This is a genomic window from Citrobacter sp. FP75 (assembly GCF_018342065.1).
GTDB lineage: Bacteria > Pseudomonadota > Gammaproteobacteria > Enterobacterales > Enterobacteriaceae > Citrobacter.
In genome coordinates, this window is the sequence record NZ_JAFDOE010000003.1 from 1 (window position 1) to 16,504 (window position 16,504).

Here is a 16,504-nt window from a genome sequence, read left to right on the forward strand (position 1 = left end):
CGAGAGTAGGGAACTGCCAGGCATCAAATAAAAGCGAAGGGCCCGGTCGGAAGACCGGGCCTTTTGTTTTATCTGTTGTTTGTGAAAACCCTTATCTCGTCTACAGAGCACTTTCCCCGAATAAATCTGAATCCTTTCTCTGCTAATTAAAAATGTGATGTATCTCACATAATAAAATATAACAATTATATAACATTTCATTCACTAAAAAAGACACTATACATCATTGATCAATTCACCAGATCCTTGGCAGGGGTAAAATTCTAATGGCTGATAGCAGTGTAACTGAGAATGGAACGCTGACGGACGGTGATACCCGTCGTCGTATATGGGCAATCGTAGGGGCATCATCCGGGAATCTGGTCGAATGGTTTGATTTCTACATCTACTCTTTTTGTTCCCTCTATTTTGCCCATATCTTTTTCCCTTCAGGAAATACCACCACACAACTCTTACAAACCGCTGGAGTTTTCGCGGCAGGTTTTCTGATGCGACCCATTGGCGGATGGCTTTTTGGCCGAATAGCCGATAAGCATGGACGTAAAAAGTCCATGCTATTGTCAGTATGCATGATGTGTATGGGATCGTTGGTGATCGCCTGTCTGCCGGGATATGAAACCATTGGTACATGGGCGCCTGCGCTGCTGTTGCTTGCCAGATTATTTCAGGGGTTGTCTGTTGGTGGCGAATATGGAACCAGCGCAACCTACATGAGTGAAGTTGCCGTTGAAGGCAGAAAAGGATTTTATGCTTCATTCCAGTACGTTACCTTAATTGGTGGGCAACTTCTGGCATTGCTGGTAGTGGTGATACTACAGCAAACGTTAGAGGAGTCAGCGCTCAGAGCATGGGGCTGGCGGATCCCTTTTGCGTTGGGGGCCGTGCTGGCCATTGTCGCGCTATGGCTACGTCGCCAGTTGGATGAAACGTCGAAACAGGATGTGCGTGCACTGAAAGAAGCGGGCTCCTTGAAAGGGTTATGGCGTAACCGCAAAGCCTTCGTCATGGTACTAGGATTCACTGCAGCAGGTTCATTGTGTTTCTATACATTTACGACCTACATGCAAAAATATCTGGTGAACACGGCAGGCATGCATGCCAACGTGGCCAGCGGCATTATGACGGCGGCACTGTGTGTGTTTATGCTGGTGCAACCGCTTTTCGGTGCTTTGTCAGATAAAATTGGCCGTCGTACATCGATGCTGTGTTTCGGCGCGTTAGCCACGCTTTTCACCGTACCTATTCTGACGGCGCTGCAGAATGTGACTTCCCCGTTTATGGCGTTTGGCCTGGTTATGTGTGCCTTGCTGATCGTGAGTTTCTATACGTCAATCAGTGGCATTCTGAAGGCCGAAATGTTCCCGGCGCAGGTTCGTGCATTGGGTGTTGGGTTGTCTTATGCGGTGGCGAATGCCTTGTTTGGTGGTTCAGCTGAATATGTTGCGCTGTCGCTGAAGTCTGTTGGTATGGAAACGACATTCTTCTGGTACGTTACAGCGATGGCAGTAGTCGCATTTTTGGTATCACTGATGCTGCATGGCAAAGGGAAAGGTCTGCGCCTCTAGTGATGGGCCATTTGCCAGACGGCATAGCCAGTGGAGGCACCGGCGACATCCCAGGCAAAATCTTTCCAACTCCAGCCGCTTCCTGCCGGGCGGCTGTCCCACAGCTCTTTCGACGCGCCAAGGCTAATTGAGAACATGAAACCGATAGTGGCACTGCGATCGTGACTGTTCCCCTGGTGCTGAGAATACTCGTTCCCGGCTGCGGCCAGCATGGCTGAGGCAATGAAGTGTTGCGCTTTGTCTTGTCCACTCCAGCTGTCGTTTGCCATATGGCTACAACCTGAAAGTACCAGGATGCTGGTAAGAATAAACAGGCGCACCGTTGCCTCCACAGGAAAAACCCCGTCAATGACGGGGTTCAGGTTACAGAATACGGCTGATTAATCTGTCGATTCGGATACGGCGGAGTCGACGGATAAGCTTACGGACTTTGACCGGATAGTCGGCAATACTCTGCAGGTCGCGATAGTGTTTAACGACGGTAGTATGTGTGCGGATAAGCTCCAGCTCTTTCTCGCGCTGGAAAGTCAGCTCCTGCTTAGGATCGTGGATCAGGATAGCGTTTTCCAGATCCAGACGCCAGGCGCGAGGGTTAAGGTTGTTACCGGTGAGCAGCATCCATTTATCATCGACCCACATGCCCTTCAGATGATAGGTATTGTCATCATCTTTCCATAATCGAACGACCAACTGATCGGTATTCACGTAATACTGCAGTCGGCTCAGAAAGCGGCGTAGGTTAATTTCATACAGATAGGGCAGCGCACCGATAATCTTAAATGGCTCATCTTCTGGGATGAAAAAGTCGTTGGCGGTCTTATCGCCCACAATAATTTCAACCTTTTTCCCTTCGCGCAGGAGCTGGATAATATTGCGCACCAGGATTGCAGGCAGGTTGAAATAAGGGGTACAGATAGTAAGTTTCTGTTCCGCGCAGGGCATCAGATGAAAAATAGTCTTATTGAGCAGACTGGATTTTCCAAGCCCAACCAGAGGCGTCACTGAAAGCTGTTCGTTATCCGCATTACCCTGGAAATGGAATGATGCATCACGCAATTCCTGACGGTACAGGCGGATGTCGTTTTTAATTTCCGGGCTTTTAGGGCGGTTGGTATCATCAAGACGATTCACGCCGCGACCGTTCATCAGGTTCTGCGTTACCCAGTCGAACATGATATCAGCCATTTGTGCGTTGCGAATCAGCTGGTAGCGATCGTAGCGATACTTATCATGTTGGTGCAGGTAAACATCGTTCAGGCTGGCACCGCTATACAGGACGCTATCATCAATGATAAAGCCTTTGAAATGCAGGACGCCAAGCGCTTCGCGGGTGTTAATCGGAACGCCGTAGACGGGAATATCGATCCCAGGGTTTTCTTGCGCCATTCGGCAATACCAGTCAGCGTTGGTATTGGACGCTGCTGCGCCAATGCGTCCGCGCTGGGCACGATGCCAGTCGACAAGCACCCGGATATCAAGCTCAGGACGCTGCCGCTTAGCCTCATAAAGCGCGTCGAGGATGCCTTTGCCACCGTCGTCCTGTTCAAGATACAGGGCAATGATGCAAATGCGTCGCGTCGCACTGGCTATTTTCTCCAGCAGAGTCTCCCTGAAATTAGCGGGAGCATAAAAGAAATCTACATCATCAACTGATTGAGAAATCTTAGGTAGTTGGGCAAGGTGTTGTTGATGTTTATTACGCTTAAATTTTGACAACATCACAGTGCATTTCTTCTCTGTTCATTGAAGGGTCCTCTGTGCTATGCAGACGACATAAGCGAGCAATGATAACACCAGTGCCCGTTAAAGTGGTCAACATTTCCAGTACCTTACTCACGATTCCTCATATTGGGCCAGATTAAGCGTTAGCCCAACAATTCCCTCTTCGAGCTGGACGTCAACAGTGAACCCGAGTTTGCGGGCCAGGGCGACCATCCCCCGATTGTTTGGCATCGTAATACCATTCAGACGTCTCAGTCCGTGATCTCGGGTATAGGCAATCAATTTTTCCATCAATCGCCGCCCAAGTCCGAGCCCTTTGAGATCCGAACGCACGAGTACAGCAAATTCGGCATCGACATTATCCGGATCGGAAATGGCTCGGGTCACGCCGAGGATCTCTTCGGTGTTATTACAGCAACGTACTGCCACAAAGGCCATTTCCCGATCGTAGTCGATCTGCGTCATATTGGCTAAATCTTCGTGGGTAAATTCATTGATCTCACTGAAATAACGGTAATACAGATCTTCTTTTGTCACTTGTGAAATGAACTGCTGTAGATGAGGTTCATCCTCCGGCAGAATAGGGCGGAACAGGCAGCGTTCACCGTTCTTCATCTCGACCCACTCTTCAAGCTGATGCGGATAGGGGCGTACAGCCAGTCTGCTTTCGTTATCGCCCGTGAACGGGGCAATATCCAGCGTGACGTCCAGGGCGGTAAATTCACCGGCGGAGGCCAGCAGCGGGTGGATATCCAGACGCTGTATTTCCGGACAATCGACGATCAGGTTGGAGACCTGGACCAGAAGCTGGCTTAGACCAGCGATATCCAGAGGGCGCAGTGCACTGCGGGCGCGGATCTTTTTGTTTTTGATCCCCTGGATCACCAGGTAGCGCGCGAGGTTCATGTTTAGCGGTGGTAATGCCACCACGGCTTGCTCTTCCGGCCGCCACTCTACGCCACCTTCTCCCAACATAATGAGTGGTCCAAATACCGGATCGTGTTCGACGACCACGCGTAGCTCCTGGGCCCCTGCGCGATTCGCCATACTTTGCACTAACAAACCGTGGATACGCGCCTGTGGCCAGGTCATTTTCACTCGATCAAAAATGGCATTGGCGGCCTGCTGCACTTCTGTTGCTGTGCGCAGGTAAAGCATGACCCCCTGAACTTCTGATTTATGCGGGATATCAGGAGAACGCAGCTTGAGCGCCACCGGATAACCGATTTGCTCAGCGATATGCACGGCTTCTGCGCTGTCGCTGGCAATCCAGGTGGGCAGCGTATGCAAGCCATAGGCGTGCAAAATAGGCTGGACTTCATGTGTATCCAGCGACGTCGCCCCGTCGGCGATCGCCTGCTGTAATAGATTATGCGCCTCGGCGGTGTTGGCCGTCAGGCTGTCGGGGAGCATCGGCGTTTCGCGCAGTTGCTTCTGGTTACGCCGATACTCAACCATATGCATAAATGCAGTGATGGTGCCTTCCGGCGTTCGATAGGTAGGTAATCCGGCTTCGCTAAACAGTTTACGAGCTTCCTGGGATGAAAACTCCCCGCACCAGTTAGTCAGTAAGGAAACAAACTTGCCTCGCGGATGCTGTTTCACCGCCTCGATTAGCGCCTGCGCACTTTCGGTGCCTGGGGCGGCTGCGCTGGGTGAGTGGATGACCATCAGGGCATCAAAATCCTGGCTGGCGAGTAAAATATTCAGTGTTTTGACGTAGTGCTCACAGCTGGCGTCGTCACGCAGATCCAGCGGGTTGGCGATATCAACGTGGGCAGGTAACGCTTCGCGTAACTTCTGGCTGGTCTCTTCGCTTAGCGTGGCCAACTTACCGTTTCGCGACCACAGCTCATCTAAAGCCAGCGCGGCAGGGGCGGCGCCGTTGCTGATGATCATCAGCCTGTCGCCACGCAGGGGGCGCATGTGGCTCAAGGTTTCCACCGCCGAGAAAAGCTCGTGCGTGTCCTGCACGCGCAGCAGGCCGGCGCGCTGGATAGCGGCGTCCCAGGCGGGGTCCATCCCGGCGCTGGTATGCAGTAAGCGCTGAGCCGCCGGGCTGCGACCGCTTTTAATCACCAAAATGGGTTTATTGCGTGATGCGCTACGGGCGGCGGAGACAAAACGGCGGGCGTCGCTCAGATGTTCGAGATAGAGCAAAATTGCGCTGGTTTTGCTGTCGCGGGCCAGGTAATCCAGCAGTTCATCAACGTCGATATCCAGGCTGTCACCCAGCGCGATGAAATAAGAAAACCCCATTTCCCGCTGTTGCGCCCAGTCGAGAATAGTGTTGGACACGGCAGCAGACTGAGAGATAAACGCCAGCTTGCCGCGTTTAATCGGCACGGGTGAAAAGCTGGCGTTAAGCCCCTGCCAGGGGGCGAGGAGCCCCAGGCTGTTGGGACCGAGCAGACGTATTTTATAGCGTGAAGCGCAGGCCAGCAGTTCCGCGTGCTGCGCCGAGGGAGCTGAGAGAATAATGCATGTTTTGCAGCCTTTCTCACCCAGCGCTTCCAGTAACGTAAGATTACGGCTGGCATTGGTACATAGCACAGCGAGATCGGGTGAAAAAGGCAGGCTGGCAATATTGGGCCAGGCCAGCACGCCCAATACCGCTTTCCAGGCGGGCGTCACCGGTAAAACCGGCCCGTTGAAACCTCCGGCCAGTAAGTTACGCATCATCAGGTAACCCGCACGATTGGGCTTCATTGACGCCCCAATCACCGCAATGGATTTCGGTCTCAGTAGTGCTTCCAGACCACGTTGACTCATATCGGCTTCCTTAATGACACCAGTGACCGAATGATTTTAAACGCTTTCTGTTAAGTCTGCTGTGATGCTTCCCTGATGTTGAGTTTTTCCTGCCAGGTAGCGTGTTTTAAAACGCGTGAAGTGCTCGCCTAATCCTTCGGCTGCCTGCGTATCTCCTGCCAGATCCAGTAAGGCAATTGCCACTTCGGCGGTGCAATATTGCCCCTCGGCATGGACTTCGCGCAGATGGTAAGCAGAAAGACGTGATAAATCGACGGAGATCACCGGCAGATTATCAAGGTACGGGCTTTTGCGGAACATTTTGCGTGCTTCCGGCCAGGTGCCATCAAGCATAATGAACAGCGGAGGTTTGCCCTTCGGTGGCGTGAAAATCACCTCACGATCCTCGTCGGCATAAGACGCCGGGAACACCACCATCGGCTGATAATCCGGATTTCTCACCAGCTCAAGCAATGCTGACGGCGGCTCGGTGCGTGACCACTGAAACGCAGCGGTATCAGGCAGGATATCGGCGATTAAACGCCCAGTATTGCTGGGCTTCATCGGTTCGGTATCAAACATCACCAGGCAAAAACGGCTGTTCGCCTGAGCTGGCGTCAGCGTTTCACACAGGCACAGTTTCAGCGGCAGCAGGCAGCGCTGACAGCGACGGATGCGGTTACCTCGGGCAAGGAAAGGGCGCGTGGCGCGAGCAAGGCGCTCGGCACGTAACTGGAGAACGGCGTTATTGGTCATTGGGAAGCACGTTGAAAAATGCTATTGTCGCAGAGGACAAAACGGGGCACAAGATGTGCCCCGCAGAGATTATAATGATTCGTTAAGCCAGCTATCAAACGGGGCTTTAGGCACTGCGCCATTGAGCATATCGACGACTTCACCTTTCTTGAATATCATAATGGTCGGAATGCTGCGGATGCCGAAACGTGCGCTGAGTTCGCGTTCAGCTTCGGTATTCACTTTTACAAAACGCACTTTACCGCTACGCTCTTCGGCGACATCTTCAAAAATGGGGGCGAAGTTACGGCATGGGCCACACCATGGAGCCCAGAAATCGACCACCACCGGAAGATCGTCTTTTAACAGCTTATCCAGCGTAGCTCCGGTCGCATTGATCACCTCACCGTCAAACAGGTCGTGACCACAGCGTCCGCATTTTGCCGTATCCTGAACACGATCCTCAGGGATGCGGTTGATAGCCTGGCAGCTGGTACAAACGGTATTCATAACTAACCTCTGGATGAGTAGGGTGGACTTCGCGGCAATCACGCCGATATGTTTCTGTTATGTTACATATTATCGGAGAGACTGTTTTAAACAGCAATGCGTTTTATTCAATGAGTACAATAGTCATAAGCTTTTAAATGAAATAATGGCTAACGACGTGCACATCGGGTAATCTGCGCGCTTCGCGCAGAGCAGGTGGAGAAAAATATGAGCGACGAACTGAAGAACAAAAACGGCAAGGTCAAAGTGATGTACGTCCGCAGTGACGATGACTCGGACAAACGCACCCAAAATCCACGTACCGGTAAAGGCGGCGGTCGCCCAGGTACTTCCCGAGCCGAAGGCGGTCGTCGCCCTGCCCGTGATGACAGAAAGGGCCCGAACAGCGAACGTGGCCGTGAACGTGGTCGTGACCGCGATGTTGAACGCGACCGTAAACGTGAAGACTCACCGTGGCGCACCGTGTCCCGCGCGCCGAGCGATGACGTAGCGGAAAAGGCCGATCACGGTGGTATCAGCGGCAAGAGCTTTATTGATCCTGAAGTATTGCGTCGTCAGCGTGCGGAAGAGACCCGCGTTTACGGTGAAAATGCCTGTCAGGCGCTGTTCCAGAGCCGTCCGGACGCCATTGTCCGCGCCTGGTTTGTCCAGAGCGTGACGCCGCGATTTAAAGAAGCATTGCGCTGGATGGCGGCAAACCGCAAAGCCTACCACGTGGTTGACGAAGCCGAGCTGGCGAAAGCTTCCGGTACTGAACACCACGGCGGCGTATGTTTCCTGATTAAAAAACGTAACGGTACAACCGTTAAGCAGTGGGTTGGTCAGGCGGGCGCGCAGGATTGTGTACTGGCGCTGGAAGATATCGCCAACCCGCACAACCTGGGCGGCATGATGCGCAGCTGCGCTCACTTCGGTGTGAAAGGCGTGGTGGTACAGGATGCAGCGCTGCTGGAGTCCGGTGCGGCTATTCGTACCGCGGAAGGTGGTGCCGAGCATGTTCAACCGATTACTGGCGACAGTATTGTGGATGTGCTGGATGATTTCCGTAAGGCTGGTTACACGGTTGTGATGACCTCCAGCGACAAAGGTAAGCCGTTGTTCAACACCACGCTGCCAGAAAAAATGGTGCTGGTGTTAGGTCGCGAACGCGATGCGCTGCCGGAAGCCGCATGTTCAGCGGACGATTTGTGCGTCGCTATCGACGGTACGGGCAATGTAGAAACGCTCAACGTCTCTGTCGCGACGGGCGTACTGCTCGCCGAGTGGTGGCGTCAGAACAAAGCGTGATAGTAAAAATGCCAGCGAATCGCTGGCATTTTTTTACTCGCTCTCAGCTGGCAATACCGGCATCCAGTCAATTGGTTTTTCACCTCTTTTTTCCAGCCACTCATTTGCCAGCACAAAGTGATTGCAGCCAAAGAACCCACGATGTGCCGACAGTGGAGAAGGATGTGGTGCTTTCAGTATATGGTGACGCTGTGCGTCAATAATGGCCCCTTTCTTCTGCGCGTGCGCGCCCCAGAGCAAAAACACCACTCCTTCACGATGTTCATTGATCAGGCTAATAACTTTATCTGTAAACGTTTCCCATCCCAGACTGGCATGCGAATGTGCCTGTCCTGCACGAACGGTAAGCACGGTGTTGAGTAACAGTACGCCCTGGTGTGCCCAGCTTTCGAGATATCCATGTGTTGGGCGTGTGAAGCCAGGAATCGTGGCCTCCAGCTCTTTGTACATATTCAGCAGTGAGGGCGGGGTGGCAATGCCCGGGCGCACCGAAAAAGCGAGGCCATGTGCCTGGCCTGGACCGTGGTATGGGTCCTGTCCCAGGATGACAACCTTGACGTCGCCAAGTTCGGTAAAGCGGAATGCGTTAAACACATCTTTTTGCGGCGGGTAAATCGTCATACCTGACTGGCGTTCACCGGCAACGGTATGCAGAGTGTTAACAAAGTAGGGTTGCTGCTTCTCATCAGTCAGCACGTCGTGCCAGGTTAATTCGGTAGCCATCTCGCTCTCCTGCGAATTTTCAATCCCCCTAGCTTAACTGCTTCTCTCTGAGGCGCAAAATTCTCTACGTTTCTCAAGGGACTACCTCTTAAAGATAGTTGAAAATTTATGTAAAAAGTTTATCAGTTTGCATGGCGTAAGTTGATGTAAAACAATAAAATCTACTCATCACCACTTTTGCTGTGTGGTTTTTGTTGATTTAAATCAAAGAATCAAGGGTGTGTGAGGGGTATATATACACTCAAGCAACAATGGTTTTACCAATTGGCCGTGTGACGGCCAACCGAAATCAAATAATTTTGCCGGGGAGGCATCAACATGATTACAGGTATCCAGATTACTAAAGCTGCAAACGACGACCTGCTGAACTCTTTCTGGCTGCTGGACAGCGAAAAAGGCGAAGCACGCTGCATCGTTGCGAAAGCAGGTTTCTCTGCTGATGAAGTCGTTGCCGTCAGCAAACTGGGCGAAATCGAATACCGTGAAGTGCCGGTAGACGTGCAGCCGGAAGTCCGCGTGGAAGGTGGTCAGCACCTGAACGTTAACGTTCTGCGTCGTGAAACGCTGGAAGATGCGGTGAAGCATCCGGAAAAATATCCGCAGCTGACCATCCGTGTCTCCGGTTATGCAGTGCGTTTCAACTCACTGACTCCAGAACAGCAGCGCGACGTTATTGCTCGTACCTTTACTGAAAGCCTGTAAGGCTTACCGGGGTTATACCCCGGTAATCAGATAATCAATAAGCGGAAGATGTCAGCACATCTTCCGCTTTTTCACATCCGTTAGTAGAAAATCCTCACAGCACAGTACACCAGCAGTAATGCCAGAATGACATTCAACGGTCGTCCATAGCGGTGGAATACTTGCTGGAAAAGATGTCCCGCCAGCGCCCAACATGCGTTGCCAAACGTTCCGATCAGCGCGAGTAACACGCTAACGCCTATCACCCAGCCCAGCTCTCTGGTGTGCGGCAGCACAAACGTGGACAACGCGGTAATGCCGTACAAAATGATTTTGACGTTCACGAACTGCAAGCCAAAGCTTGTCCAAAAGCTAATCGGTTCTGACTGCAAACCATCATTCGCTGCCGGGCTGGTGGCGATCTTCAGCGCCAGCCATAAGATATAGGCCGCCCCCGCCCAACTGAGCCAGTGGATGATGACTGGATCCAGGGTTGCAAGCGAAAATGAAATTCCGGCGCATAGCAGCATAACGATTAAAAAGCCCAGACTCATCCCCGCCAGGACACGCGTGCTCTGACGAAAACCGTGTGATGTCGCCGCACTGAGCGCGAGGATATTGTTTGGCCCAGGCGTTAGGGCGGTTATCAATGTATAGGTCCAGAATGCACTTAAAAGAGTGGGGGTCACTTGTTATCTCCTGTGTTTTAGCAGACAGTACCTGACATAAAACATTTAAAAAAATGAATGTTTTTAAATTCTTAATTCGAAGATTTCGATAGGTTGGTGGAGATGGATTTACGTCGGTTTATTACGCTGAAAACGGTGGTAGAAGAAGGGTCATTCCTTCGGGCATCACAAAGACTATGCTGTACGCAATCTACCGTTACCTTTCATATTCAACAGCTTGAACAAGAACTCTCTGTGCAATTATTCGAAAAAATTGGCCGTCGGATGCGCCTCACCAGTGAGGGAAAGCGGTTAATGCCGCATGTACATGAACTGATCCGGGTGATGGCATCGCTCCGACAGTCGGCAAGACAGGATGCAGAGGTGAGTGGGGACCTGCGTGTGGTGACGGGGGAAACATTGCTGGCATATAAAATGCCGCAGGTTTTACAACGATTTAAACAACGAGCACCTAAAGTTCGATTGTCATTACTGTCGCTCAATTGCTACGTCATTCGTGATGCTTTGCTTAATGATGAGGCTGACTTGGGGATTTTTTATCGTGTCGGTAATGATGATGCGCTTGAAATGCAGTCACTGGGTGAGCAACCTTTGGTGCTGGTGGGGGCGCCTGACCTTCATGACGTTGATTTTACTAAAAAGAACCAGCACATTGCCTGTAGTTTTATCATTAATGAACCGCAATGTATTTTCAGGCAACGCTTTGAAAGTCTTTTGCGTCAGCGTCAGATTACGCTAGAAAATACTATCGAGTTATGGAGTATTGAAAGCATCAAACAGTGCGTTGCTGCGAATCTTGGGGTCAGTTTTTTGCCCCGCTTTGCCGTTGAGCGGGAATTACGCTCAGGTGAACTGATAGAGCTACCTTTCAGCACTGAACCCGAGTTGATTACGGCCTTGTGTGCACATCATGCCGGAAAAACGATCAGTCCGGCGATGCAGATTTTCCTGGAATGTGTCGAAGAGAGTTTTACGGCGAAGGATAAAAAAATGCCGGGTTAATTCACCCGGCATACAGTTTTTACTCTTTGTCGGACTGCTGCGCAGCAACTCCGCTCGGCTTACGACGTTTACCGATATTTTTAGCATCGCGGTGACGTTTCTTCACGCGCGGCTTCTCTTTATCTTTCTCTTTTTTCTCGGCGCGCTTCGCCAGCACTTTCTTGGATGGCTTACCGTTAGATTTCTCACTTGGTGCGCGCGTTGTTGGACGCAGTTCGTCAATGACGCGCGGTTTCAGCGGTTCGTCAATATAACGACTCGCTTTGCCGAGAAGCAGGTGGTCATGCGCTTCAACCAGCGAAATTGCGGTACCTTTACGGCCCGCGCGACCGGTACGGCCAATGCGGTGCAGGTAGGCATCGCCGCTGCGCGGCATGTCGAAGTTAAATACGTGGCTAACGTCAGGAATGTCGATCCCGCGCGCGGCAACGTCGGTGGCAACCAGCACATTCACGCGACCATCGGTCAGGCGTTTGATCGCTTCGTTACGCTTGTTTTGCACCATCTCGCCTTCGAGATAGCAGTTGTTGATCCCCGCCTGGCGCAGCCAACCAGCCAGTTCGTGCACACGCTCGCGTTTACGCACAAAAACAATAGAGCGGGTCGCTTCAGGTTGTTTTAACAGGTGGATCAGCAACGCCGTTTTATGCTCGATATCATCGGCACGGTAGTAAAACTGGTGGATCTTCTTGCGTTCGCGGGTGGACGGATCTGCAGAAACCTCAACAGGATCTTCCAGCAGGCGCTCGGCAAAATCTTTAACCGCATTACCTTCCAGCGTGGCAGAGAACAGCATGGTCTGCTTGCGCCAGCGAGTTTCACCGGCAATATGCTCGATATCCTGCGCGAAGCCCATGTCCAGCATACGGTCGGCTTCATCAAGGATAAGCGTTTCGACCGCATGGCAGTCGAAGTTCTCTTCTTTAATATATTGCAGCAGGCGTCCGGTGGTGGCGACCACGATGTCCTGGTTTTCGCTGAAGACTTCCATGTGGTTCATGTAGGCCACGCCGCCGGTAATGGTGGCGACATCCAGATGCGTATTCTTCGCCAGTTCACGGGCGTGATCGGCAACCTGCATCGCCAGTTCGCGGGTCGGCGTCAGAATTAACACTCGCGGCGGGCCAGATTTTTTGCGCGGGAAGTCGAGCAGGTGCTGCAACACTGGCAGCAAATATGCCGCCGTTTTACCGGTGCCTGTCGGCGCAGAACCGAGTACATCACGGCCATCGAGCGCAGGTGGAATGGCGGCAGCCTGAATAGCGGTCGGGCGAGTGAAACCTTTTTCCTGGAGGGCATCCAGCAGGCTTTCATCGAGTTCAAGTTCGGAAAAAGTCGTTACAGTCATGTTCTACCTCTGTGTGGGGCGCTGATTATAGACGTTACGGCTGCAATCTTCATCTGTTTGTATGGATATACCTTCTCAGGTATTGTTTTTATCCTATGTTATCGTTTTTTTTCCAGGAAGGTTGTTTTTCATGTCCCAGTCTACATCCGTACTTCGACGTAATGGGTTTACATTTAAGCAGTTTTTTGTGGCACACGATCGTTGTGCAATGAAGGTCGGGACTGACGGTATCTTATTGGGGGCCTGGGCTCCTGTTGCAGGCGTAAAACGGATCCTTGATATTGGCACCGGGAGCGGTCTGTTAGCGCTGATGCTGGCTCAGCGTACAGAGGACAGCGTTCTGATTGATGCCGTGGAACTTGATGTTGACGCAGCCCAACAGGCGCAGGAAAACATCGCCCAATCTCCGTGGGGGCAGCGTATCCGGGTCCATACCGACGATGCTCAACGGTGGATACCTCGCCAGACTGTGCGGTTTGATCTGATCATCAGTAACCCGCCTTATTATGAGCCTGGCGTGGAGTGCGGGACACCACAGCGCGAGCAGGCACGATATACGACAACGCTCGATCACGCGGCACTGTTAACGCTGGCAGCGGACAGTATTACAGAAGAAGGTTTTTTCTGCCTGGTGTTGCCGGAGCAGGTAGGCAACGCCTTTACCCAGCAGGCATTAAGCATGGGATGGCATCTGCGTCTGCGTACGGATGTGGCGGAAACCGAGGCCCGGTTGCCGCATCGGGTACTCCTGGCTTTCTCCCCGCAGGCCGGGGAGTGCTTTAGCGACAGGCTGGTGATCCGTGGGCCAGACCAGCGTTATTCCGAAGGTTACACCGCGCTGACCCAGGCATTTTATCTGTTTATGTGATGGCTTAGCGGAGAAAGAATAGAAGGGCCGGATTCAGGCAACTGCTCTGGGTAATCCAGCGTGTAGTGCAGGCCCCGGCTCTCTTTGCGCATCATTGCGCAGCGTACAATCAGCTCTGCTACCTGCACCAGATTGCGCAGCTCCAGTAAGTTATTCGACACGCGGAAATGGGCGTAATATTCGTCGATTTCCTGTTGCAACATAGTGATGCGCCGCAGGGCGCGCTCCAGACGTTTGGTGGTGCGCACAATGCCGACGTAATCCCACATAAACAGCCGAAGTTCGTGCCAGTTATGTTGGATGACGACCAGCTCATCCGGGTTTTCCACCCTGCTTTCATCCCAGCCCGGTAGCGTGCTGACGCTGCGGGCGTAAGGCATTCGCCTGTCGATATCTTCGGCCGCAGACCAGCCGTACACCAGGCATTCCAGCAGTGAGTTAGACGCCATACGATTCGCACCATGCAGACCGGTGTAGCTCACTTCGCCGATGGCATACAGACCGTCGACGTCGGTACGGCCAAAATCGTCGACCATCACGCCGCCGCAGGTATAGTGTGCAGCAGGCACGATCGGCACTGGCTCTTTTGTCAGGTCGATCCCAAGGCCCAGCAGCTTTTCATAAATCATCGGGAAATGTTGGCGGACAAATTCTTTCGGTTTATGGCTGATGTCGAGGAACATGCAGTCAGCACCCAGACGCTTCATTTCATGATCGATAGCACGTGCGACAATATCGCGCGGAGCCAGTTCGCCGCGCTCATCAAAGTCGGGCATAAAGCGCGAACCGTCCGGGCGCTTCAGGTGCGCACCTTCGCCACGCAGCGCTTCGGTCAGCAGAAAATTGCGTGCCTGCGGGTGATACAACGCGGTTGGGTGAAACTGATTAAACTCGAGATTGGCGACGCGACATCCAGCACGCCAGGCCATCGCAATCCCATCACCTGAGGAAATATCCGGATTGGTGGTGTACTGATACACCTTCGATGCGCCACCGGTGGCTAGCACAACCGATTTGGCATGACAGGTTTCAACGGCTTCTTTATTACGGTTCCAGATCCATGCGCCCACCACCCGGCGCGTGCCTGGCAGGCCGATTTTATCGGAGATAATCAGATCAACGGCGTTGCTACGTTCCAGAACCTGAATATTGGGATGATTTTGTGCCTGGCTGACCAGCGTGGTTTCAACTTCTTTACCAGTAGCATCTGCCGCATGCAGGATGCGTCGGTGGCTATGACCGCCTTCGCGGGTCAGGTGATAACTCTCTTCACCATTGGGCTGAACTTGCGTATCAAACAAGACACCTTGATCAATGAGCCACTGGACGCACGTTCGGGCATTGCTGGCGACGAACTCAACCGCATGGCGATCGCACAATCCCGCACCTGCAATCAGGGTATCTTCTACGTGGGAGTCGATACTGTCGGTTTCATCAAAAACGGCGGCAATACCGCCCTGAGCGTAGAATGTAGAACCTTCACTGACAGGCCCCTTGCTCAGAACAATAACCCGATGTTTCTCAGCCAGGCGCAGAGCCAGTGAGAGTCCGGCAGCTCCGCTGCCAATAATCAGCACGTCACAGGATAATTCAGGCGTCGTATTCATGATTTTTGTTTAATTTACTAAACAGTGTTTGGTCACCATAGCACCACATTGCGCGATACTGCACGTTTTATTTTTAATTGGGTTGCAATGACTAAACACGAAAGAAAAGTATAGCGAGGGGAAAAATACGAAAAATATTTTGTGCAGCAGGCCGTTAGCGTCAGATTAGGAGATGAAATAAAGCGCCCGTTGGGTTACTCTGCAAGCGGTTTAATGGGCATTTCTGTACAGATAGTGCGTTGATCGGGTTATGTAGACTTATAATGAGAGATAAGACCTGTCTACAACATGACAAACAAAAACAAATGCGTAACGGAACTTTACGAAACTTGAGCGCTCTAAGTCATTGCTTGCTCGTATTGCAGCTGATGGAGTGGCGTTTCGAAAGCGCGTGGAAATTTGGTTTGGGGAGACTTTACCTCGGATGAGCGAGCAGTTAACGGACCAGGTCCTGGTAGAACGGGTCCAAAAGGGAGATCAAAAAGCCTTTAATTTACTGGTAGTTCGCTATCAGCATAAAGTGGCGAGTTTGGTTTCCCGCTATGTACCGTCGGGCGATGTTCCCGATGTTGTACAAGAAGCATTTATTAAGGCCTATCGTGCGCTGGACTCGTTCCGGGGAGATAGTGCTTTTTACACCTGGCTGTATCGTATCGCAGTCAATACAGCGAAGAATTACCTGGTCGCTCAGGGGCGTCGCCCACCTTCCAGTGATATTGATGCGATTGACGCAGAAAATTACGAAAGTGGCGGAGCACTGAAAGAAATTTCGAACCCTGAGAACTTAATGTTGTCAGAAGAACTGAGACAGATAGTTTTCCGAACTATTGAGTCCCTCCCGGAAGATTTACGCATGGCAATAACCTTGCGGGAGCTGGATGGCCTGAGCTATGAAGAGATAGCCGCTATCATGGATTGTCCGGTGGGTACGGTGCGTTCTCGTATCTTCCGAGCGAGGGAAGCTATTGATAATAAAGTTCAACCGCTTATCAGGCGTTGACGATAGCGGGATACTG

General features: G+C 52.0%; 16 protein-coding genes. 7 read left to right on the top strand and 9 right to left on the bottom strand.

Going from position 1 to position 16,504, the window contains the following annotated elements:
* Positions 1-266: 266 nt before the first annotated feature.
* Positions 267-1,565: an MFS transporter gene (locus JQ822_RS11365; protein ID WP_213133554.1), complete on the top strand. Its 1,299-nt coding sequence runs from the start codon at positions 267-269 to the stop codon at positions 1,563-1,565.
* On the opposite strand, the gene JQ822_RS11370 is transcribed toward JQ822_RS11365, so the two are convergent.
* The 5 genes from JQ822_RS11370 to trxC form a co-directional block, all read right to left on the bottom strand.
* Positions 1,562-1,885, bottom strand: a complete 324-nt coding sequence (locus JQ822_RS11370) for a YfiM family lipoprotein (protein WP_213133555.1) — start codon at positions 1,883-1,885, stop codon at positions 1,562-1,564. The two genes, JQ822_RS11365 and JQ822_RS11370, sit on opposite strands and share 4 nt — an antisense overlap.
* Before the next feature lie 43 nt (positions 1,886-1,928).
* Entirely contained in the window at positions 1,929-3,284 is a 1,356-nt protein-coding gene (pssA, locus tag JQ822_RS11375; protein WP_213134068.1) for a CDP-diacylglycerol--serine O-phosphatidyltransferase, read from the bottom strand.
* Between the two features lie 114 nt (positions 3,285-3,398).
* Positions 3,399-6,059 carry a bifunctional acetate--CoA ligase family protein/GNAT family N-acetyltransferase gene (locus tag JQ822_RS11380; RefSeq protein ID WP_213133556.1) on the bottom strand — a complete coding sequence of 887 codons (2,661 nt, stop codon included), beginning with the start codon at positions 6,057-6,059 and terminating at the stop codon, positions 3,399-3,401.
* A 36-nt stretch (positions 6,060-6,095) separates the two neighbouring features.
* Positions 6,096-6,794 (bottom strand): tRNA-uridine aminocarboxypropyltransferase, encoded by a 699-nt coding sequence (gene tapT / locus JQ822_RS11385; protein ID WP_213133557.1) that lies wholly within the window; start codon positions 6,792-6,794, stop codon positions 6,096-6,098.
* Between the two features lie 69 nt (positions 6,795-6,863).
* On the bottom strand, positions 6,864-7,283 hold the full coding sequence (trxC, locus tag JQ822_RS11390; RefSeq protein WP_045446319.1) for a thioredoxin TrxC: 420 nt from the start codon (positions 7,281-7,283) through the stop codon (positions 6,864-6,866).
* A 207-nt stretch (positions 7,284-7,490) separates the two neighbouring features.
* Here trxC and JQ822_RS11395 point away from each other — a divergent pair, with 207 nt between their 5' ends.
* A complete protein-coding gene (locus JQ822_RS11395; RefSeq protein WP_196210514.1) occupies positions 7,491-8,570 on the top strand; it encodes a tRNA/rRNA methyltransferase in 1,080 nt (359 codons plus the stop codon).
* Positions 8,571-8,603: 33 nt separating this feature from the next.
* Here JQ822_RS11395 and ung read toward each other — a convergent pair whose 3' ends face one another.
* Entirely contained in the window at positions 8,604-9,293 is a 690-nt protein-coding gene (ung, locus tag JQ822_RS11400; protein ID WP_213133558.1) for a uracil-DNA glycosylase, read from the bottom strand.
* A gap of 318 nt (positions 9,294-9,611) precedes the next feature.
* Between ung and grcA the strand changes: the two genes are divergently transcribed.
* Entirely contained in the window at positions 9,612-9,995 is a 384-nt protein-coding gene (gene grcA, locus JQ822_RS11405) for an autonomous glycyl radical cofactor GrcA (protein ID WP_096756118.1), read from the top strand.
* Positions 9,996-10,075: 80 nt separating this feature from the next.
* Here the strand turns inward: grcA and eamB are convergent, their stop codons facing one another.
* Positions 10,076-10,663, bottom strand: coding sequence for a cysteine/O-acetylserine transporter (gene eamB / locus JQ822_RS11410; protein ID WP_213133559.1), 588 nt, complete (start codon positions 10,661-10,663; stop codon positions 10,076-10,078).
* A 102-nt stretch (positions 10,664-10,765) separates the two neighbouring features.
* On the opposite strand from eamB, the gene JQ822_RS11415 reads away from it, so the two are divergent.
* Positions 10,766-11,665 carry a LysR family transcriptional regulator gene (locus JQ822_RS11415; protein WP_213133560.1) on the top strand — a complete coding sequence of 300 codons (900 nt, stop codon included), beginning with the start codon at positions 10,766-10,768 and terminating at the stop codon, positions 11,663-11,665.
* A 19-nt stretch (positions 11,666-11,684) separates the two neighbouring features.
* Here the strand turns inward: JQ822_RS11415 and srmB are convergent, their stop codons facing one another.
* Positions 11,685-13,013, bottom strand: a complete 1,329-nt coding sequence (srmB, locus tag JQ822_RS11420) for an ATP-dependent RNA helicase SrmB (protein WP_213133561.1) — start codon at positions 13,011-13,013, stop codon at positions 11,685-11,687.
* Positions 13,014-13,143: 130 nt separating this feature from the next.
* Here srmB and trmN point away from each other — a divergent pair, with 130 nt between their 5' ends.
* The gene (gene trmN, locus JQ822_RS11425) at positions 13,144-13,881 is read left to right on the top strand and encodes a tRNA(1)(Val) (adenine(37)-N(6))-methyltransferase TrmN (RefSeq protein ID WP_213133562.1); all 738 of its coding nucleotides are present in this window, start codon (positions 13,144-13,146) and stop codon (positions 13,879-13,881) included.
* Here the strand turns inward: trmN and nadB are convergent.
* Positions 13,866-15,488 (bottom strand): L-aspartate oxidase, encoded by a 1,623-nt coding sequence (gene nadB, locus JQ822_RS11430; RefSeq protein ID WP_213133563.1) that lies wholly within the window; start codon positions 15,486-15,488, stop codon positions 13,866-13,868. The genes trmN and nadB overlap by 16 nt on opposite strands.
* Positions 15,489-15,751: 263 nt before the next feature.
* Between nadB and rseD the strand changes: the two genes are divergently transcribed.
* Both rseD and rpoE read left to right on the top strand, forming a co-directional pair.
* Positions 15,752-15,916, top strand: coding sequence for a rpoE leader peptide RseD (gene rseD, locus JQ822_RS11435; protein ID WP_213133564.1), 165 nt, complete (start codon positions 15,752-15,754; stop codon positions 15,914-15,916).
* Positions 15,913-16,488: an RNA polymerase sigma factor RpoE gene (gene rpoE, locus JQ822_RS11440; protein WP_135324715.1), complete on the top strand. Its 576-nt coding sequence runs from the start codon at positions 15,913-15,915 to the stop codon at positions 16,486-16,488. The genes rseD and rpoE overlap by 4 nt, the downstream gene beginning before the upstream one ends.
* Positions 16,489-16,504: the final 16 nt, after the last annotated feature.